The following is a 19,777-nucleotide window of genomic DNA, read 5'->3' as shown; positions in this document are numbered from 1 at the left end:
CTTCGAGGGGGTGCGTGGTTCTTGTTGCTTGCTTCCTCGCATATGTTCGCGCGGGCGGTTGCCCCTGCGGCTCGCTGGTCGCGAACCGGACTGTTCTAAGCCATCAGTCTCGCGCTACCTTATGCCCACCCCTCATCCTTCAACCGCCTGATCCTCGTTCCTGTTTCAACCTCCGGCTCCTCCTCGCGCTCCGGCTCGCGGGTGGGGACGGGCGGTAGGGCCTTTGGCTCCTCGGTGCTCGCTTTCTGATCGGGGCCGAGACCGGCGCGGGCTAGGTCGCGCGCCTTTAGGGCTTCGGCGTGGGCGAAGGCCTGGCGGGTTTCTTCGGTCAGGCAGGCCTCTTTGGCGGCCTCCTTTTCCTCGTGACTCTTGCGGAAGGCGTCGAATTTGCGGGTGTAGCTGGCTCTGGCCTCGGCGGCGACCTTGGAGCGCTCGGCCTCCCATTCCTCTCTCCATTCCTTCTTTTTGCGCTCCAGTTCCATTTTGCCAACGGCGTTGAGACCTTTCGCGCCGCCTCCCTCTGCAAAGCGTTCCGGTGCGCGGTTTCTCAGGATGAACATCAGCAGCCGGTCATTATAGATGCGGCGGGAGCCGTAGCGCTTGCCGTGGGAGATGACGGGCACCTCTATGCCGTGGAGCGCGCGTTCCATCGCGACATCCTCGACCACTTGCACGCCCAGATCGAGCGCGGCCTGCCATGCGGCGCGGAAGGTCTCTGCGCCCGGTTGGCGGCGCAGCTGGTACGCGCCGGGCTGGCTCATATTGACGGCCTTGCAGGCGGCGTGGACGGAGCCGGTGTCGGCGAGTGCCTCGATAAAGTCGCGCTGCCGCTGCTCGGTCCAGCCATCGTGACGATTGCACTGGCGCGGGACGGGGGTGAAGGTGGGCAGCTCACTCGCGAGAACGGGCATGCGGGTGGTGCGGAGGTCTGTGCGGCGGGTCATCGGGTAGCGTGAAGCAGAATTGGTGCGAGTAGGAAAAAGGAAATTTTGTTTTGCGCACGCCCATCCGGCGCGCGATATCCTCGCTTTCGCTCGGGCGGGCCGGTCGGCCCTATGGCTGCCGCGACCAAGGTTCTTGGTGCCAGCTATCTATCTCGCGCCCTGTTCTTGGTCGCGGCAGCCAGAGGGCGACTGCCCGACGGCCGGTCAGGCCGGAAGCCTAAGGGAGCGGATGCGACCGCCGGCGTTTGAGGCTAAAACAAACAAACGACCTTGCGCGCAGACAATCCGACGTTCACTCTCTCGCCCGTGAGAGGGAACTTCAAACCAAGCGCGCCGGTGTTGGCGGGACTGCTCGTCGTCGCGGCAGTGGCGGCGTTGCAATTTGCCGCGATTCCGGGGTTCGATCGCGCGGGTCTGATGGTGTTTGACACCTATCAACGCGCGGCTCCGCGGCCATACGAGGATGCGGCGGTGCGGGTCGTCGATATTGACGAGGAATCGATCGAGCGGCTCGGCCAGTGGCCGTGGCCCCGGACCGAAATTGCACGGCTCACTGATACGCTGGCAGAGGCAGGCGCGGCGGCGATTGCGTTTGATATCGTGTTCTCCGAGCCGGACCGGACCTCTCCCGAGAAAGTCGCGAAGCAGCTTGCGGCAAATGATGGCAACGAGGCGCTGGTAGCAACGCTATCAAACCTGCCGAGCAATGATGCGGTTCTGGCGGATAGCTTCCTGCTGTCACCCGTTGTGGGCGGATATTTCCTGCTGCAGGAGGAGCGCGGTCGGGCGCTCGATTTGCCATCGGGCATGGCATGGCTGGGAACGCCGCCCGCAATGGTCCAGCCGGATTACCAAGGGTCGGTACAATCGCTTCCTGAATTGCAAGGATCGGTTTCGGGCCTTGGCTCGCTGAGCATCAACAAGGGCGAAGATGGAGTTGTCCGCCGCGCACCGTTGCTGTTCTTCCATAGGGGGGAGCTGGTGCCATCGCTATCGCTCGAGGCATTGCGGGTGGCGCAGCAGGCGGAGTCGATTCTGATCACCACCAGCGATGGCAGCGGCGAAACCCGCGGAGCCCCCGGTGCGGTGGTGTCAGTGAAAGTCGGTGATTTTGAAGTACCGACCAATGCCGAGGGCGAATTGTGGTCGCACTTTACAGAGACCGTGCCGGGCCGAACCGTCCCTGCATGGCAAGCGCTTTCATCCGATCTCTCAGCCGAAGAGAAGGCGGAGCTTTTCGGCGGGCAGATTATCTTCGTCGGAGCAAGTGCGGCAGGATTGCGCGATGTTGTAGCCACCCCTGGCGATGACCGTGTTCCGGGTGTGATGGTCCATGCCCAAGCTGCCGAGCAAATGATCCTCGGATGGTTTCTCGAGCGCCCGGATTGGGCGCGCGGCTTAGAGTTCTTGCTGATAATCCTGTTTGGCGGGGCATTGGCGTTGATCCTGCCGAAAGTCGGCGCAGTGGTGGGCGCCATTGTCGGTCTCACCGGTACGGCGACTGTTGCAGGTGGCAGTTGGTTGGCATTCGACAACGCGCGATATTTGCTCGACCCGACCTATCCGATCCTAGCGCTGGTGCTGGTCTATGCGGTGCAGACGCTGCTGAGCTTTCGGCGAGAGGAGCAGCAGCGCGCCTACATCCATGACGCGTTCGACCGCTATCTCTCGCCAGAAATGGTGCGGCAGATCGCGGCCAATCCTCACAAGCTCGAGCTCGGTGGCGAAGAGCGCGAGATGACCGTGCTGTTCTGCGATATTCGCGGCTTCTCAAAGATATCCGAACAATATGAACCGCATGAAGTGATCGACTTCCTGACCGGTTTCCTGACCCCGATGTGCGACATTCTACTGGAGCGCAAAGCGACGGTCGACAAGTTCATCGGCGATGCGATCTTGGCTTTTTGGAATGCGCCGCTCGATGATCCAGACCAGTTCCGCAACGGAGCGAGGGCAGCGCTGCAAATGGTCGCAGCGCTGGACGGGCTGAATCGCGATATGCCGAACAAGAGCGATCAAATCTGGCCCGATGATGTCGGCATCGGGATCGGCATGAATGCAGGTCTCTGCTGCGTGGGCAATATGGGATCTGAGCAACGTCTGTCCTATTCGCTGATCGGCGACACGGTAAATATTGCTTCGCGGTTTGAAGGGCTGACCAAGCAATATGGAGTAAAGATTGTGATCGGCAGCGCGCTTGCAGAACAGTTGGACGGTTTTGCTCTGCTCGAACTCGACCGCGTTAAAGTGGTCGGCCGCGATGCGCCCGACACGATCTATGCGCTGCTCGGCGATGAGGAGATGGCAGCAGGCACTGCTTTCGCAGAGTTCCTTGAAGGCCACGCCCAATTTTTGAGCGCATATCGCGATCAGGACTGGTCAGTCGCAACTGCCGCACTGAGTCGTCTCAGTGCCTTCTACGAAGAACTTGGTCTATCCGCCCTCCGCCAAACCTATCTCGGGCGGATCGAAGGCCTCGCGGACGGCGACTTGCCCGCCGATTGGGATGGTACATTCGAGGCCACGCAGAAATAGCGGGCTGACCGATCAGCAAACGCCCGTTGGATTGTTCGGATTGTCGCAGTTGGTCGGCGTGTCATTTGTCGGATTGGCCGGGGTGTCGTTGTCGTCATCGCTATTGGTCAATATGAGCAATCCGACGCCAGCAGCGATCACCCCGGGAACGATCTTCTCCAGCAGGCCGCCATTATTGGCGTTGGTCACGCGCGGTGAAAGCTCCTCCTGAAGCTTTGTTAGGCCGCCGGTTGATAGGCGGAACGGGCCAATTGGCGGCGCACCAGGGCGCGGAATGTAGGCGGTCAGAGTAGGCTGATCGAGGACGACAGTTTTGCCTGCTGCGCTGACATCGGCGAGGCCTAGGGTCAGTCCGCCGCGCGTATTCGCACCTGGGCCACGCAGAACGATCAGCGTCGCGGTTTTCTTGTCGCTTTTTACGCCGTCAAGGAACGGTTCTTTTTTGGCGATCTTGACCGCTTCTTTACCGACAATCCCGTCCAGCGCGGTGCCGCGAATCCCGATTGTGCCAACCGGTGATTTTACCGTCGCCGTGGAATTGCCGGTTCGGCGGCCCGACATGAAACGGAACGCGCCTTTGGTCACTGTGGAGGTTGATGTCCGGCTGTTGCCGGGATCATAGACAAAGCGATCAATCGTCAGCTGGGCCTTGGAACCGATTGTTAGAGTTGACCTGTCTAGCAGCAATATTTGTAACTTGCTGTTACCTTTGGTTTGCAACGTGTCGCCCCAAGCAAGCCGTGTGCGCCTCGCAATTTTCTTCGGCTTGTTAATGCTGGCATTACTGAGCCGGACATCGCCGACCACGAGTGCCGCAATACCTACGCGTACCGGCGCGGATGCCGCCGGAGTGACCGCCACGCATAGCGCGGCGAACGTCAAAACCAGCGTTCTGAGCGAGAAAGCTTTGAAGGCAACCATCAATTCTCTTCCCCCGACAGAGTGCAGATTGTGGTCGCCCGCTGCCACGTTTCCTCCAGGAAATGCTTCTTTTTCAGCTTCGCCAATTCTGCGGCGCCGCCAATCTGGTCATCGATCTGGCACAGATAAACCGCGTGTAATAGCCGGGCCGGCTGAGACTTCGGGTGGTTCGCCAGTACACGTTCCAATGTACCAATCGCCTCCAAAAACTCACCGCGCCCGGCTTGCTCCTGCGCCAGGCTGATGCCTGCTTCCTCATCTTGGGTAATCTCGGCCAAAGCATCGAGCTCCTCGAGCGTTTCCGCACTGATCGGTGCGGCGATGACGGCCATGCCAATTGCAGCAAGCGGCAATATCCGGCGATAAAAAATGTTCACATGGCCCTCCAACCTATGTTCCATCTGATAGCAGATGTGCGCAAAATCTACCAATCGCGTCTGCAGATGGTCTGATGAGGGCTGAAAACCGTCAACCTTCACTTGGCGTTCAGCGAGTGGCTGGCTATAGGCGTTTGCATGATCACGACCGCACGCCAAACTCGGGGCCGTTCGCGCCCACTCATTCTCGCTTCTGCTCTTGCTGCCAGCACAATGTTGCTCGGCGGTTGTGCTTCGCTTGGCGGCGGAGGCGGCGACGGTGCCGACACTGCCTATATCGCCCGCGATGTGGAGACGCTGTATTTCAGCGCGAAAGACCGGCTTGATCGCGGCAATGCTCCGCTCGCAGCGGCTCTGTTTGACGAAGTCGAGCGTCAGCACCCCTATTCGCCATGGGCGCGCCGCGCGCAGCTGATGAGTGCGTTTAGCTATTATGTGGGCCGCGATTACAACAAGTCGATTGCGAGTGCGCAACGCTTCTTGTCGATCCACCCTGGTAACAAAGACGCGCCATACGCCTATTATCTGATCGCGCTCAGCTATTACGAGCAGATCAGCGACGTGACGCGCGATCAGAAGATCACCGAGCAAGCGCTATCAGCTCTGAACGAAGTCAATCGCCGCTTCCCGACCACCGAATATGCTGCTGATGCGCGGCTGAAGCTGGACCTGGTGAATGATCACTTGGCGGGCAAGGAAATGGAAATCGGGCGGTACTACCAACGTTCGGGCCGTTGGCTTGCTGCGCAAATCCGGTTCCAGAATGTAATCGATACCTATCAAACGACCAGCCACGCGCCGGAGGCTTTGTACCGCTTGACAGAGAGCAGCCTTGCTTTGGGCGTCCCGGGCGAGGCCAACAAATACGCTGCTGTTCTGGGTGCAAATTACCCTGGCAATGAATGGTACGAAAAAGCGTTTGAACTGATTCAGAAAAGATCACCAGACGCCTGATTTCAACGTCTAATTGTTCGGGGGTAGAAGGAGCGCCGCAATGCTGAGCCCGGACACCGTTTCATTCCTTCAAGACCTCGCGGCGAACAATAATCGCGAATGGTTCAAGGCGAACGACAAACGCTATAAGCAGGATTTGAAAGTTCCGGCGGAGATTTTCGCCGATGCGCTGGCCGCTGAAATGAGCGAGGCCTTAGGCGCGGAGACGACTTTCAAGGTTTTCCGCATCTACCGCGATATCCGTTTTTCCAAGGACAAGACTCCGTATCAGACCTATCTGCGGATCGTGGTATCCGAAGCCAATCGCGCGCCCGATTACCCGAAATGGATGATGGGACTGGAGCAGGACAAGCTTGTTATTGGTCTGGGTGCGTTCGCTTGGGAGAAGCCCACGCTGGCTCGTTACCGCGAGTGGATGGATAGCGAAAAGGGCGATGCTCTGGCTGAAATGCTGGCGGAGCAACTTGCGGATGGCGCTAGGCTCGGTTCCGCTGATCTGAAACGCGTACCACCACCATATGATGCCGATCACCGCCATGGCGATCTGCTGCGCTATAAGGGCCTGACCGTGTGGTTCGATCATGAGGATCATGCGGCTGCGTTTGGTCCCGATGGACCGCGGAATACGGCGGAATCGCTACTGCGTTTTCGCCCGGTGCATGATTGGTTTGCACGGCTGACGGCGTAAGCTGTAACCTAAGTTCGGGACTAACCTGTCAATAGCCCGCGCGGGGGTAATGACGCGCGCGGAGGACTGCGATAAGGTTCGCATAATGCTAACCCAGCTTTCCATCCGTAATATCGTATTGATCGAGGCGCTGGACCTGCAATTTGCGGGCAGCCTTGGCGTGCTGACGGGTGAAACGGGCGCCGGTAAGTCGATCCTGCTCGATGCGCTGGGACTGGTACTAGGCAACCGCGCCGATATGGGCCTGATCCGCGCGGGCGAGGAACAGGCGAGTGCAACGGCTACGTTTGAATTCGCTACTCTGCCTGATGCTCTGCGCGAAGTCCTCGACGATGCCGAGGTCGAGATTGAACCGGGCGAACCGTTGATTCTGCGCCGCCGACTGAAGGCCGATGGCGGCTCCAAGGCGTTTGTGAATGACCAACCCGTTGGCGTGGCGCTGCTGCGTGCGATGGCGGGCGCGCTGGTCGAACTGCACGGTCAGCATGATGATCGCGGTCTGGTTAATCCGCGCGGCCACCGGATGCTGCTGGATCGCTATGCCGATGCGAATGTCGATGCAGTTGGCAAAGCGTGGACCGCGTGGCGGGACGCAGAGGCAAAGCTGGCCGAGGCAAAAGCGTCCATCGTGCAGGCCAAGGAAGACGAAGATCTGCTGATCGCGCATCTGGCCGAATTGGTAGAACTGCAACCTGTCGAGGGTGAGGAAACGCAGTTGGCGGGCTTGCGATCCGACATGCAAAAGGGCGAACGCTTGCAAGGGGAGCTGGAGGATCTGCGCAAGGTCTGGGACGGCTCGAAATCCCCGCTCGCATCGCTTCGTAGCGCGGCACGCAAATTGGAGCGGATTGCCGAGGAGCATGAATTGCTCGCAGGCGCGCTGGAATCGCTCGACCGCGCGGTGATTGAAGCGGGCGAGGCAGAGGACAAGCTGACCGAAGCAGGCTTTCAACTGACGCACGATCCGATGGCGCTCGACGATGCGGAAACGCGGCTGTTTGAGCTGCGCGCAGCCGCACGGAAACATCGCTGCGAGGTTGATGCTCTGCCTGCACTGATGCTGGACATGCGCGCACAACTGGATGCTATCGAAGGCGGCGAAGCGGGCGTTGGTGCGCTGGAGAAAGCCGCAAAGGCCGCGCGTGAGGCGTATGAAGCCAAGGCAAAAGCGCTGCATGACAAACGCAGTAAAGCGGCAGCAAAATTGGATAAAGCGGTTGCAGCCGAACTGGCTCCGCTGAAACTGGATGCAGCGAAATTCCAGACGCAGGTCGAGGCATTGCCCGAAGATCGCTGGGGTGCGAGCGGAATGGACGGCGTGGAATTCCTCATCTCCACCAATCCCGGTGCGCCTTTTGCGCCGCTCAACAAGATCGCCTCAGGCGGTGAGCTGTCGCGCTTTATCCTGTCGTTGAAAGTAGCGCTGGCCGAACAAGGCGGCGCGGCAACGGTGATCTTCGACGAAATCGACCGCGGCGTCGGCGGGGCAGTGGCAAGCGCTATCGGCGACCGTTTGGCGAGATTGGCCGATGGCGGGCAATTGCTGGCGGTGACGCACAGCCCGCAAGTGGCTGCACGCGGCGGACAGCATTATATGATTGCAAAGTCTTCCGAGGGGACCGTGACACGCACTTCCGTCCGTTTGCTAAGTAATGCCGAACGCAAAGAAGAGATCGCACGAATGCTGTCGGGTGCGGAGACGACCGACGAGGCAAGGGCGCAGGCGGATCGTTTGTTGGAGGGGGTATGAGGATGACCAAGGGCGAGATGCTCTCGTTGTTGGTACTGATGGCTGGCCTTGGTGTGCTAAGTTCGTTTGCTTCTACGAAAACTGGAACGCCAGATAGAGAAGCCGCTGTCGCTGCTGCTCTGAAGGGGACATTGGAGGAATACCTCTCTGAAGATGAAATGATGGACCGGGATCCGCCTCTTGGGTTTATCGTAATGTGTGTCGAGAATGAGCTGGATTTGAGTGTGGATCGCATAGCAGCGCACTTGTCGCAGACGATTATCAGGCCCATTCCCGTTGCAGACTGCACGAGCAAAACCGTAGAAGGTGATTTTGGTATGTTCGTCGCTCTCACAACGTATTATGATCAGAATGGCGAGGAAGCAGGCCACTTCAAAGTCGCGAATGCTGATTGCGCGACAACAAGCGATTGCATCGTTGACCTTGATTGGCGTGGCGGCGGTGATCGGCATATTATGAAACGGCACGGTTCAGTCTGGAAGACGATCCGCTCGCGGAATCGTTGGGTCGTTTAGGAGTTTGATGAAGTGCGCTGCGGCCAACACCACCCCTCGATCCCCTCCTCTGTAGAAGAGGGGGCTTAAGTGATCTCCGAACCCGATGCCGCCAATGAATTGATGCGCCTTGCCAAGCAGATTGCTCGGCATGACGAGCTGTATCACGCCAAGGATGCGCCCGAGATTACGGATCAGGAATATGATGCGCTGCTCCGGCGCAACCGCGAGTTGGAGGAGGCGTTTCCGCATCTTGTTCGCGATGACAGTCCGTCCAAAAAAGTCGGTCATGCGGTCGCGGCGTCTCCGCTGAGCAAGGTGACGCACGAGGTTCGGATGATGAGCCTCGACAATGCATTTAACGATGAAGAAGTCGGCGAATTTGTCGCGCGGGTGCGGCGCTATCTGAACCTGTCCGATGACGAGCCGATGGCCTTCACGGCTGAGGACAAGATTGACGGTCTGTCCTGCTCGCTGCGCTATGAGCAGGGCAAGCTGGTTCGCGCTGCAACGCGCGGGGACGGGCAGGTGGGTGAGGATGTGACGCCCAATGTCGCGCATATCTCTGACATCCCGCAGCAATTGCCGGATGATGCGCCCGACGTGTTCGAAATTCGCGGTGAGGTGTATATGTCGCGCGCCGATTTTGCTGCACTCAATGCTGCGCAGCAAAAGGTGGACGGCAAGCTGTTCGCAAATCCCCGCAATGCCGCCGCCGGATCGCTGCGCCAGAAGGATGCTAGCGTCACCGCCAAACGTCCGCTGAAATTCTGGGCGCATGGATGGGGCGATGCCTCCGAAGTTCCCGGCGAAACGCAGGAAGAAGTCGTGCGTAAGCTGGAGGCATGGGGTGTTCCCGTTTCGCCATTATTCGCGCGGTTCGAAACGCTGGATGCGATGCTGGCGCATTATGCGAAGATCAACGCCGACCGGCCCGATCTGCCGTATGAAATTGACGGCGTGGTCTACAAAGTTGACCGGCTCGATTGGCAGAAGCGGCTTGGCTTCCAAACCAAGTTTCCGCGCTGGGCGATCGCGCGCAAATTCCCTGCCGAGCAGGCCGAGACGACGCTGGAAAGCATCGATATTCAAGTCGGGCGGACGGGCAAACTTACGCCCGTCGGGCGGCTTGCTCCGGTACTGGTCGGCGGCGTGACCGTGACCAATGTGACGCTGCACAATAGAGATGAGATCGAGCGATTGGGTGTGCGCCCTGGCGACCGCGTCAAAGTCCAGCGCGCGGGCGATGTGATCCCGCAAGTGGTCGAAAATCTCACGCGCGATGTTGAGCGGCCCGAATGGATATTCCCGGAGCGATGCCCCGAATGCGACAGCGAGGCCGTTGCTGAAGAGGGCGAAGTCGATGTCCGCTGCACTGGCGGGCTGATTTGTCCGGCACAGCGCACCGAACGACTCAAGCACTTCGTCAGCCGCGGCGCGCTCGATATTGACGGGCTGGGCGAGAAAACCATCGATCAGTTCTTCGCGCTCGGTTGGCTGGAAAGCCCTGCTGATATTTTCCGTTTGCACGAGCGCAAAGATGCCATTCTGGCGCTCGAAGGGTGGCAGGATAAGTCTGTGGAGAAGCTGTTATCTTCTGTGGAAGAAAAGCGCGCTCCCGATGCCGCGCGGCTGCTGTTCGGGCTTGGTATCCGGCATGTCGGCGCGGTGACAGCTCGCGATTTGCTGAAGCATTTCCATACGCTGGAACAAGTCGAGGCTTGGGCCAGACTAGCGAACTCGGACCGCCTCCCGTTCGCATCGAGCGCAGTCGAGAGGCGGCTGCGCGAACGTGTCTCGACTGCGCTCGACACGAACGGGGATGTTGCCGAGCAGGCTAAAGAAACGATCCTGTCTATCGATGGTATCGGCGGCGCGGTTGCGGAAGCGCTCGGTGACTTCTTCCATGAAGAGCACAATGTCGCTGTATGGGAAGACTTGCTGAGCGAGGTTAGCCCGCCGCGTTATGAAGTCGAAACTCTCGACAGTCCCGTCGCTGGAAAAACGGTTGTATTCACCGGCAAGCTCGAAACCATGAGCCGCGATGAAGCCAAAGCACAGGCCGAACGGTTGGGGGCTAAAGCCTCCGGTTCGGTGAGTGCGAAGACCGATCTTCTGGTCGCTGGCCCCGGTGCTGGCAGCAAACTCAAGAAAGCCGAAACGCTCGGCATTGAAGTGATCGACGAGCCGGCTTGGGCAGACATTGTGAAGGCGGCCGGATAATATCGTACAGACGGCGTTCCAATTAAGGATCGAGACGGGATTATGAGCAGCAGCACCGAATTTCCCAAAGCGACTTACCGGTATGATCCGTATCGCAGTCACAAGTTCCGGCTCAAATGGGATGGCAAATATGTAGCGGGCTTTTCAAAGGTCAGCGCTCTTTCGCGAAGCACCGATGTCGTAACGCATCGTTCGGGGAGCGATCCTTCGGAGATGCCCGGTCAAAGCGAGTATGCAGCAATCACGCTCGAGCGCGGTGTCACCCACGATCCGGCCTTCGAGCAATGGGCCAATAAGGTTTGGGACTATCACAATCCTACCGTCGACGATGAGCCGCAAGGTTCGAGCAATAAGGACGTTTCGCTGAAGGACTTTCGCAAGGATGTGATCCTCGAACTTTATAATGAGGCTGGCCAGAAAGTGTTGGCGTACAATATTTTCCGCTGTTGGCCGTCCGAATATGAAGCCCTTCCCGAGCTGGATGCCAATGGCAATGCTGTGGCGATATCGAAGCTGAAGCTCGAGAATGAGGGGTGGGAGAGAGACACTTCGATTGCTGAGCCGTCCGAACCCGAGTTCACATTGCCGTCGAGCTAGCGAAAGAGACTGCGTACGATGAAGATCGAAGAGAAAATCGACGAGAAAGCTCTGCCGTTTTTGCGCAAGTTTATGCGCGATCTGGAATCACCGCGTGAAGTGCGCCGGTTCGGCAGCGGGTGGCTATCGGGCTTCTTCGCTCTTCTGCTAGCCATCGGTGCGTTACTGCTAGTGGTTGCGTTGCGCTTTCCCGATTGGTTCGCGACGCCTGAGCTGGAGATCGTAAAGGAGTGGGGCGGTTTCCGTGCGGTGGTGCATGCTATTCTGCTGGCGAGTTACGCGCTTTCCTTGCTGAGCTTGTTACTGAGACCGCGCAAAGGGCTTGGCATGGTGGCGCTGATGATTGGCCTTGGTGCCGCGCTGCTTGGCGGGGCCAATGTTCAACCTGAGGAAACGCAGAGTTGGGGCGTATTCTTCGGTCTCGACTTCTTTATCGTGAACTTGCTTGCGACCGGTTTTATGTTCGCCCCGCTTGAACGGTTTAAACCGCACCGGCGGGAGCAACGCCTGTTCCGCAATGAATGGCGGGAGGATCTGTTCTACTTCCTCGTCAGCACTATGTTTGTGCAGATATTGGCGTTCCTGACCCTCGCGCCGTCGACCTTTATCAATGACAATACCAGCAGTTGGGACGCGTTCCGCGCGGGGGTCGCCAGCCTGCCGTGGATTGTGCAATTCGTGATCGTGCTGATCGTCTCCGATTTTGCACAATATTGGTATCACCGGCTGTTCCATAAGGTGCCATTCCTGTGGAGCTTCCATGCGATCCATCACAGCGCGAAAAGCATGGATTGGCTCGCCGGATCGCGGATGCATATTATCGAACTGATAGTGCTGCGCTGCGTGACGTCGCTACCGCTGTTTACGCTGGGTTTCGCGCCGTCTGTGATGCAGGCCTATCTTGGCTTTATCTATGTCTGGTCGTCGTTGCTGCACGCCAATGTTGGCGGCAATTTTAACCAGCTAGGCCATTGGATCGCGACCCCGCGTTTTCACCATTGGCATCATGGGTTGGAGGATGAGGCGTTCGATGTGAATTTCGCAATCCACTTCCCTTGGATCGACAAGCTGTTCGGGACTTTTCATTTGCCTGAGGATCGCTGGCCCAAGGATTACGGTATCCCTGAAGATGTGCCGCGCAATTATACCGGGCAATTCTTTTACCCGCTGACAAGTACGGGCAAGAAGATCGAGAGCGAAGAGTGACGCTGGAAGACCTCCATCCCCAAGCGCTCCGCATTGCCGCTCTGCTAGGTGAACGCGGTGAGAAAGTTGCGGTGGCGGACGGTGCAACGGGTGGGCTGATCGCTGCGTCATTGCTGACCGTACCCGGCGCGTTGGAGTTCTTCGTTGGCGGCGGCGTGGTCTATTCTTTCCGCGCTCGTGATGTGCTGTTCGATCAACCGCGCGAAGCGTACAAAGGCATGCGCGGGGCGAGCGAGGAGTATGCGCTGCTGCAAGCCATTTCCATCCGTGACAATTTCGGTGCTGATTGGGGACTGGCCGAGAGCGGCTCGGTAGGCGGGAGCAAGCATCCAACCGGTGCAGCTGCTGGCCGAAGCTGTGCCGCGCTGGCTGGTCCCGATGGCGAGTGGGCGCAGATTACCGAAACGCAGAGCGATAACCGTATCGCTAACATGTGGGCGTTTACCGCAGCGGCGTTGAGCTTTTTCGAAGCGCGGTTGATCGCGGACTAGTCAGCGTTTTCTGAGCCACAGGATGGACCAATCACCATTGACCAGCCGCTTAGCGAGGCGGAAGCCTGCTTTGCGATAGGCACGGCGGACTGCTGTTTCCTGTTCGGTCAGTAGGCCCGCAAGCACGACGTGGCCGCCCGGCGGAACCGAAGCGGCAAAGTCAGGAGCCAGCTCAACCAGCGGTCCGGCGAGAATATTGGCGATCAGCACGTCATAAGGCCCGCGCGCCTGCAGCAGCGGATCGTCCATACCGTCAGCGATCACCATCGTTAGTTCGCCAGCGCGGTGGCCCATCTTGAAGATATTTGCTGCAGCGTTGTTTTCGACCACTTGGGTGCATACCGGATCGATATCGCTGGCAGTGGCGAGCGCAGAAGGCCACAGATCGAGCGCGGCAAAGGCGAGCAGCCCGGTGCCGGTGCCAATATCGGCAATGTTGCGGCCGGTTACTCCGGTTCGTTTCATCAGCGTCAACATTGCGAGGCATCCGGCGGTTGTTTCATGCTGACCAGTTCCGAAAGCCTGGCTGGCTGGGATGGTCAGGCTTGTGACGCCTTTCTCAGTGCTGGCGGGGTATTCAGGCGTGTGGACGTAGAAGCAGCCAGCGCTAATCGGCTCCACGCCTTGCTGGCTGAGCGTGAGCCAGTCCTGATCTTCCAGTTCTTCCGAAACCAGATCAGGTGGGTTGGCCGAGAATAACCGTCTGATCGCCGTTTTGTCGGCGTTGTTTGGCTGTCGGGGCAGCCATGCTTCAAGTTTCCAATCGTCCGGCATCTGCTCATCTATCTCACAACCGGAGAGCACGATGTCGTGATCCCAGTCACACGCATCATCATGCGCTAGCAGAGCACCCTCGACCGCGGACTTCTCCGCGAAGGCGGTTAACTTCCAGCTATTCGGCATCGGGTTCTGCGCTTTCCTTTTTGAGACGCTTTTCCAGATCTTGGAATTTGCCGATTGCGTAATAGGCGCAGGCTGTGGGCTCGACCATAGTGTCATTGCGCATCCGTTTCAGCAGCCTGCTGTGCGATGGATGCGGAGTGATCAGGATATCGCAATCCACTCGCGCTAACCGCTCCAGCCCGGCTTCATAAGCAGCCAGATATTCCGGGTGCTCGCTAAATTTGTAGTCGTTGCGGCTGACTGGACTGAGGCTGTCGGCATAGACAATGTTCAGGCACACATCGCCTTCGCAGCTTTTCCATTGCCAACTGAGTGCACCGGGGGAGTGGCCGGGGGTTCTGACGGGAGTCAACGAGATTGAGCCGCCCGTGACAACATCACCGCCTTCAACGATATTGGCGACGGTTACGGGGGCCATTGGTTCGTGCATCTCAAACTGTGGATCTTCGGCCGCAGCCACGCCGCTTTCGAGAACTTTGGCCGCTTCGGGCGAAGCAAGAATTTCGGCACCCGTTTGTTCTCGCATCCATGCAAACCCGCCAACGTGATCGTAATGCTCGTGGCTGTGCAGGATGACGGCCACGTCTTCCAGCTTGAAGCCGAGCGTCCGGATATTGGCGGCGACAACCTCCGCGCCTTTTCGCGTGCCGGTATCGATCAGCACATGGCCGTCATCGCCGACGATCAGAATCGCACCGATGCCGCATGTGCCGACATAATATGTGTTGCCGTGAATTTTGAAGGGCGGGGCGGGTTTGTCCCATTCATCCCACGGATTGCAGGCTTTGACGAAGGGGAGAAATTCAGCGGGTGTTGCCTTGAGGAATTCCGCATCTTTTGATGCGCCTGGATAAGGCGACCATGCCGAACCGTCGCTTACGTTCTCCGCTGTTTTGGATGCGGCTTGCGCCTGTGGTTGCGCGGCGCATGATGCCACTGAAATGGAGGCGAGGGCTGCTGCTGCAATTCTAACGAACATAGCTGGCTCCATTGGCATCTAGTGTTGCGCCGGTCAGGCTTTCTGGAGCATCGAGTGCGCAATAGACTGCAATGCTCGCGATCTCTTCCGGCTGGGCCACGCGGCCTAGCGGTATATCGGCGAGTAATCCTGCACCGCCGCGGCTTTCCAGATAGTCGCCGGCCATTGCCGTGTCGGTGAAGCCCGGTGTGATCGCGTAGCTGCAAATCCGATCCTTGGCGTATGCGCGGGCAATGGTTTTGTGCATTGCCAGCATCCCGCCCTTGGCCGCCGCATAGTGCCAATGCGCCGGACTATCGCCGCGATGTCCTGCGCGGCTGGCGATATGGACAATCCTGCCGGCGACGCCGCGCTCTTGCCAATGTCGAACGGCAAAGCGGGATAGCTGCGCCGAGGCGGTCAGATTGATCCGTAGCGTTTCTTCCCAGCCGGACAGCCATTCGTCGTCAGACGCATCCAAAGCAGTCGCCGAAAACAGTCCGGCATTGTTGATCAGAACATCAACCGAGCGACCTGCACGATCAAGGGCCTCCGCCCACAATTGCTGCGGTGCCGTAGGGTCAGACAGGTCTGCCCCGATTGTCGCATCGTCACAGGCTTTGGAGGCATGGCCGATCACGGTCGCACCGCGTTCTTCCAGCGCGGCTTTGGTAGCCGCGCCGATGCCGCGGCTTGATCCGGTAAGAAGGATGTTTGTCATGCAAACGCTATCCGCAAATTTGCATCATAAGTCCACGCTGTGCGCCTTGTTTCACGCACATATTGCGCTAAGGGAGAGGCTCAAACAGGGACTATCGGATAGCTTTATGTCGAACAGACCACTCTCACCCCATCTATCAATCTGGAAATGGGGGCCGGCTATGCTGGTCTCTATCCTGCACCGTGTATCGGGTGACGGCATGGCCGTTGCCGGGTTGGCTGTGCTGCTGTGGTGGCTGGGTGCTTTGGCAAGCGGTCCTGAAGCATACGCGACATTCCAAGGCTGGATGTGGGCTGATCTGTCCGCGCTGACATGGAGCGGTGCGGAGATATTCTACTCGATCATCAAGATCATTCTGAAGATCGTGGTTATCGGCCTGAGCTGGGCGTTCTTCAACCATCTGTGCAGCGGACTGCGCCACTTCGTTTTGGATCTAGGCGCAGGTTACGAATTGGGCGCCAACAAGATGTGGTCCATCGCCAGCCCGATTATCGCCATTTTGCTGACTGCCGGCTTCTGGGCCGCCATCCTGTATCTCTGAGGAAATAGACCATGGGTAACGGAACTTCTCTCGGGAAAGTACGCGGGCTTGGCTCGTCGCATGAGGGCGCGCATCATTGGCTGGTCCAGCGTTTTACGGCCATCGGCAATGTCGTGCTGACGATCTGGTTGGTCGCTTCGATTCTGATGCTGCCTGACATGTCCTACGGTACATGGAGCGCCTATCTTTCAGGCGCAGTGCCTGCGACGGCGATGGTCTTGCTGATCATCTGCGTGTTTTGGCATGCTCATCACGGGCTTCAGGTGCTGATCGAGGATTACGTGCACACGGCGGGCAATAAGTTTGCGACGCTGGCGCTGCTCAATCTTGCGGCAATCGGCGGCGCGGCTGCCGGTATCTTTTTTGTCGTGCGGATCGTCATGACTGCACAGGGCGATGCGGCCGCTGAAGGCGCACTTGCCGAACTTCAAAATTCAATGGGAGCCCGCTAATATGCCGGCTAATACTAGCGCGTCCGAAGCGGGTAACACGCCTGCCTATAAGATTATCGATCACCTCTATGACACCGTTGTTGTTGGTGCGGGTGGTTCCGGCCTTCGTGCAACCATGGGCAGCGCAGAAGCTGGCCTAAAGACCGCGAATATCTCTAAGGTTTTCCCGACACGTAGCCACACCGTTGCGGCGCAAGGCGGCATTGCGGCTTCGTTGGGTAACAACACACCCGATCACTGGTCCTGGCATATGTATGACACAGTGAAGGGCTCTGACTGGCTGGGTGACCAAGATGCGATTGAGTATCTCGTTCGTGAAGCACCGCAGGCTGTTTACGAACTTGAACATGCTGGCGTTCCGTTCTCGCGCAACGAAGACGGCACAATCTATCAGCGCCCGTTTGGCGGGCACATGCAGAATATGGGCGAGGGTCCTCCGGTCCAGCGGACCTGTGCTGCTGCCGACCGTACCGGCCACGCAATGCTGCACGCGCTGTATCAGCAGAGTCTGAAATATGATGCGGACTTCTTCATCGAGTATTTCGCGCTCGATCTGATTATGAGCGAAGGCAAATGCGTCGGCGTGATCGCGATGTGTCTGGACGATGGTTCGATCCACCGTTTCCGCGCGCAAAGCGTAGTGCTGGCAACCGGCGGCTATGGCCGGTGTTATTACACCGCGACATCGGCGCACACATGCACCGGCGATGGCGGCGGCATGGTGCTGCGCGCTGGCCTGCCTCTGCAGGATATGGAATTCGTTCAATTCCACCCGACCGGCATTTACGGCGCTGGCGTTCTGATTACCGAGGGCGCGCGCGGCGAGGGCGGTTATCTGACCAATTCCGAGGGCGAGCGCTTTATGGAGCGCTATGCTCCATCGGCGAAAGACCTTGCATCGCGCGATGTTGTGTCGCGTTCGATGGCGCTGGAAATGCGCGAAGGCCGCGGTGTCGGTGAGGATGGCGATCACATCTATCTGCACCTCGATCACGTTGATCCCGAAGTGCTGGCGGACCGTCTCCCCGGTATTACCGAGAGCGGCAAGATTTTCGCCAATGTCGATCTGACACGCGAGCCGCTGCCGGTGACCCCGACGGTTCACTACAATATGGGCGGCATCCCCTGTAATTATCACGGCGAAGTTGTGACCATCGGCAAGGATGGCAATCCGGATACGGTTGTGCCGGGTCTGTTTGCTGTGGGTGAAGCAGCCTGTGTGTCGGTCCACGGTGCGAACCGCCTTGGTTCGAACTCGCTGATCGACCTCGTGGTGTTTGGCCGCGCAACCGGTCACCGCCTGAAGGAGATCACAAAAGCGGGCGCTGCTCAACCTGATCTTCCGAAAGACAGCGCGGATCTCGCGCTGGGCCGTGTCGATCACTTCCGTCACGCAGATGGCGGTACACCAACCGCTGAACTGCGTAGCGATATGCAGAAAACGATGCAGAAACACGCTGCCGTGTTCCGCGACAGCGAATTGATGACCGAAGGCGTCAAGCAACTCGCCGCGACTTATAAGAAGATGGAGGACATCAAAGTGTCCGACCGCTCGCTTATCTGGAACAGCGATCTGATTGAAACGCTGGAGCTCGACAATCTGATCGCGCAGGCCAGCGTGACCATGACCTCCGCCGAAAACCGCAAGGAAAGCCGCGGCGCCCACGCGCATGAAGACTTCCCCGATCGCGACGACAAGACCTGGATGAAGCACACCGCAGCCTGGTTCGACGGCTGGGGCGGCAAAGGCGGCAAGGTCAAAATCGACTTCCGCCCGGTCCATGAATATACGCTCACTGACGATGCGGAATATATCAAGCCGAAAAAGCGGGTTTACTAGCTGACAGGAAGATTAGAGTGGCAAGCAGCGAGTATATAACGCTCGGTAATCAAATTTGAGAACGCGCCTCGCACAATTGGTGAGCGTCGCGTTTGTTGTCACCACATTTGTGGGATTTGGACTCGCTTACGCCCAATCTTCTGACGCACCCGAACAACCGCCGCGTCACACTACGCCGTGGCCCGGCTTGGGCACCGGCCAGAACGATGCGCAAAAGCAGTTTAGCCTGCAATTCGGGCCGGAACTGCAGCGCGGTGTCGATGCCAAAGAAATGCTGCGGCAGAGCCGTTTGCTGGGCAGCACACTCGGTGGCTTGAAGCCGCAGCGCAAAGGCAAAGTCGATACTTACGTCCTCAGCGTAGCGCTCGATAGCGATGCGGTGTTCGCGCGAGAGGCGCGGGAGGCGGCCAATGTCTTGTCGCGGCGGTTCGGTGCTGCGGGCCGCACGATAACTCTGGCGGGCCCCAATGGCCGCGACAGTGTAAACACATTGCCGCGCGGGTCGATTACGGCGATGACGATTGCACTCACGCGAATTGCCGAAGTGATGGACACGAGCGAAGATGTTCTGGTGCTCTACACGACCACGCATGGAACACCGCAGGGACTGGCCTATCACTATGGTGATACCGGTTTTGGCATGCTGTCGCCGCAGCGCCTACGCAATGTATTGAAGAGCGCCGGGATCAAGCGGCGCGTCCTGATTATCAGCGCGTGTTATTCGGGTGTGTTTGTGCCGCATCTTGCTGGCCCGGACACAGCGATCGTGACTGCATCGACTTTCAACCGAACGTCCTTCGGCTGTGAGCCCGACAATGACTGGACGTTCTTCGGCGATGCTCTGATCAATCGTGCGCTGCGCAAACCTAGCTCGTTGGAGGTCGCAACGTCAGAGGCGGTGCAGATGATTACTGGTTGGGAGAGCAATTTGGGCGTGGCAAATTCGTTGCCGCAAACTTCCATCGGTGGGTCGGTCAGCAATTGGTTGCCAGCATTGGAAGCGCAAATGCCCAAAGCCGCGACCAACCCGACGGGCAAGCTCACCGATGTTGGTGCGCTTCGTCAGAAGTTTGAGGCGCTCAGGACTCCTGCGGGACGCTGACAATGCGGGTAGTATCGGACGGAAGAAGTGGCTTTGTTAAACCGGCGTGTGTACCTGACGTAACCGTGACCGAAGGTTGT

At 58.5% G+C, this 19,777-nt stretch carries 19 protein-coding genes; 13 read left to right on the top strand and 6 right to left on the bottom strand.

Annotation, left to right across the window (positions count from 1 at the left end; genetic code table 11):
• Positions 1 to 119: 119 nt before the first annotated feature.
• On the bottom strand, positions 120 to 944 hold the full coding sequence (locus J9777_RS05895) for a hypothetical protein (RefSeq protein ID WP_209347822.1): 825 nt from the start codon (positions 942 to 944) through the stop codon (positions 120 to 122).
• A gap of 270 nt (positions 945 to 1,214) precedes the next feature.
• Between J9777_RS05895 and J9777_RS05890 the strand changes: the two genes are divergently transcribed.
• Entirely contained in the window at positions 1,215 to 3,479 is a 2,265-nt protein-coding gene (locus J9777_RS05890; RefSeq protein WP_209347821.1) for an adenylate/guanylate cyclase domain-containing protein, read from the top strand.
• A gap of 12 nt (positions 3,480 to 3,491) precedes the next feature.
• On the opposite strand, the gene J9777_RS05885 is transcribed toward J9777_RS05890, so the two are convergent.
• Positions 3,492 to 4,400 carry a FecR domain-containing protein gene (locus J9777_RS05885; RefSeq protein ID WP_209347820.1) on the bottom strand — a complete coding sequence of 303 codons (909 nt, stop codon included), beginning with the start codon at positions 4,398 to 4,400 and terminating at the stop codon, positions 3,492 to 3,494.
• A complete protein-coding gene (locus J9777_RS05880; protein ID WP_209347819.1) occupies positions 4,400 to 4,777 on the bottom strand; it encodes a hypothetical protein in 378 nt (125 codons plus the stop codon). Before J9777_RS05880 ends, J9777_RS05885 begins: the two co-directional genes overlap by 1 nt.
• Positions 4,778 to 4,915: 138 nt before the next feature.
• Here J9777_RS05880 and J9777_RS05875 point away from each other — a divergent pair, with 138 nt between their 5' ends.
• The 8 genes from J9777_RS05875 (at position 4,916) to J9777_RS05840 (ending at position 13,180) form a co-directional block, all read left to right on the top strand.
• Positions 4,916 to 5,731 (top strand): outer membrane protein assembly factor BamD, encoded by an 816-nt coding sequence (locus tag J9777_RS05875; RefSeq protein WP_209347818.1) that lies wholly within the window; start codon positions 4,916 to 4,918, stop codon positions 5,729 to 5,731.
• A 40-nt stretch (positions 5,732 to 5,771) separates the two neighbouring features.
• A complete protein-coding gene (locus J9777_RS05870; protein ID WP_209347817.1) occupies positions 5,772 to 6,419 on the top strand; it encodes a DUF2461 domain-containing protein in 648 nt (215 codons plus the stop codon).
• A gap of 85 nt (positions 6,420 to 6,504) precedes the next feature.
• Positions 6,505 to 8,169 (top strand): DNA repair protein RecN, encoded by a 1,665-nt coding sequence (recN, locus tag J9777_RS05865; RefSeq protein ID WP_209347816.1) that lies wholly within the window; start codon positions 6,505 to 6,507, stop codon positions 8,167 to 8,169.
• Positions 8,166 to 8,684 carry a hypothetical protein gene (locus J9777_RS05860; RefSeq protein ID WP_209347815.1) on the top strand — a complete coding sequence of 173 codons (519 nt, stop codon included), beginning with the start codon at positions 8,166 to 8,168 and terminating at the stop codon, positions 8,682 to 8,684. Before recN ends, J9777_RS05860 begins: the two co-directional genes overlap by 4 nt.
• 102 nt (positions 8,685 to 8,786) lie before the next feature.
• The gene (gene ligA / locus J9777_RS05855; RefSeq protein WP_209348620.1) at positions 8,787 to 10,886 is read left to right on the top strand and encodes an NAD-dependent DNA ligase LigA; all 2,100 of its coding nucleotides are present in this window, start codon (positions 8,787 to 8,789) and stop codon (positions 10,884 to 10,886) included.
• Between the two features lie 42 nt (positions 10,887 to 10,928).
• Positions 10,929 to 11,483, top strand: a complete 555-nt coding sequence (locus J9777_RS05850) for a phage tail protein (protein WP_209347814.1) — start codon at positions 10,929 to 10,931, stop codon at positions 11,481 to 11,483.
• Between the two features lie 18 nt (positions 11,484 to 11,501).
• Positions 11,502 to 12,689, top strand: a complete 1,188-nt coding sequence (locus J9777_RS05845; RefSeq protein WP_209347813.1) for a sterol desaturase family protein — start codon at positions 11,502 to 11,504, stop codon at positions 12,687 to 12,689.
• On the top strand, positions 12,686 to 13,180 hold the full coding sequence (locus tag J9777_RS05840) for a CinA family protein (RefSeq protein WP_209347812.1): 495 nt from the start codon (positions 12,686 to 12,688) through the stop codon (positions 13,178 to 13,180). The genes J9777_RS05845 and J9777_RS05840 overlap by 4 nt, the downstream gene beginning before the upstream one ends.
• Here the strand turns inward: J9777_RS05840 and J9777_RS05835 are convergent, their stop codons facing one another.
• Genes J9777_RS05835 through J9777_RS05825 form a run of 3 tightly spaced genes read right to left on the bottom strand, consistent with a single transcriptional unit; the run spans position 13,181 to position 15,762 of the window.
• Positions 13,181 to 14,083, bottom strand: a complete 903-nt coding sequence (locus J9777_RS05835) for a 50S ribosomal protein L11 methyltransferase (RefSeq protein WP_209347811.1) — start codon at positions 14,081 to 14,083, stop codon at positions 13,181 to 13,183. It lies immediately after the preceding gene.
• Entirely contained in the window at positions 14,073 to 15,062 is a 990-nt protein-coding gene (gene bla / locus J9777_RS05830) for a subclass B3 metallo-beta-lactamase (protein WP_209347810.1), read from the bottom strand. The genes J9777_RS05835 and bla overlap by 11 nt, the downstream gene beginning before the upstream one ends.
• Positions 15,052 to 15,762, bottom strand: a complete 711-nt coding sequence (locus J9777_RS05825) for an SDR family oxidoreductase (protein ID WP_209347809.1) — start codon at positions 15,760 to 15,762, stop codon at positions 15,052 to 15,054. The genes bla and J9777_RS05825 overlap by 11 nt, the downstream gene beginning before the upstream one ends.
• Before the next feature lie 106 nt (positions 15,763 to 15,868).
• On the opposite strand from J9777_RS05825, the gene sdhC reads away from it, so the two are divergent.
• From sdhC to J9777_RS05805, 4 genes are read left to right on the top strand one after another with little or no spacing between them, the layout of a single operon-like run.
• Entirely contained in the window at positions 15,869 to 16,303 is a 435-nt protein-coding gene (gene sdhC / locus J9777_RS05820) for a succinate dehydrogenase, cytochrome b556 subunit (RefSeq protein WP_209347808.1), read from the top strand.
• An 11-nt stretch (positions 16,304 to 16,314) separates the two neighbouring features.
• On the top strand, positions 16,315 to 16,755 hold the full coding sequence (gene sdhD / locus J9777_RS05815) for a succinate dehydrogenase, hydrophobic membrane anchor protein (protein ID WP_209347807.1): 441 nt from the start codon (positions 16,315 to 16,317) through the stop codon (positions 16,753 to 16,755).
• 1 nt (position 16,756) lies between these two features.
• Positions 16,757 to 18,595, top strand: coding sequence for a succinate dehydrogenase flavoprotein subunit (sdhA, locus tag J9777_RS05810; protein ID WP_209347806.1), 1,839 nt, complete (start codon positions 16,757 to 16,759; stop codon positions 18,593 to 18,595).
• Positions 18,596 to 18,650: 55 nt separating this feature from the next.
• On the top strand, positions 18,651 to 19,697 hold the full coding sequence (locus tag J9777_RS05805) for a C13 family peptidase (RefSeq protein WP_245228517.1): 1,047 nt from the start codon (positions 18,651 to 18,653) through the stop codon (positions 19,695 to 19,697).
• Positions 19,698 to 19,777: the final 80 nt, after the last annotated feature.

It is taken from the genome of Pontixanthobacter sp. CEM42 (assembly GCF_017812015.1).
Classification (GTDB): Bacteria; Pseudomonadota; Alphaproteobacteria; order Sphingomonadales; family Sphingomonadaceae; genus Pontixanthobacter.
The sequence above is the reverse complement of the archived record's forward strand: the minus strand, read 5'-3'. Positions and strand labels throughout refer to the sequence as shown.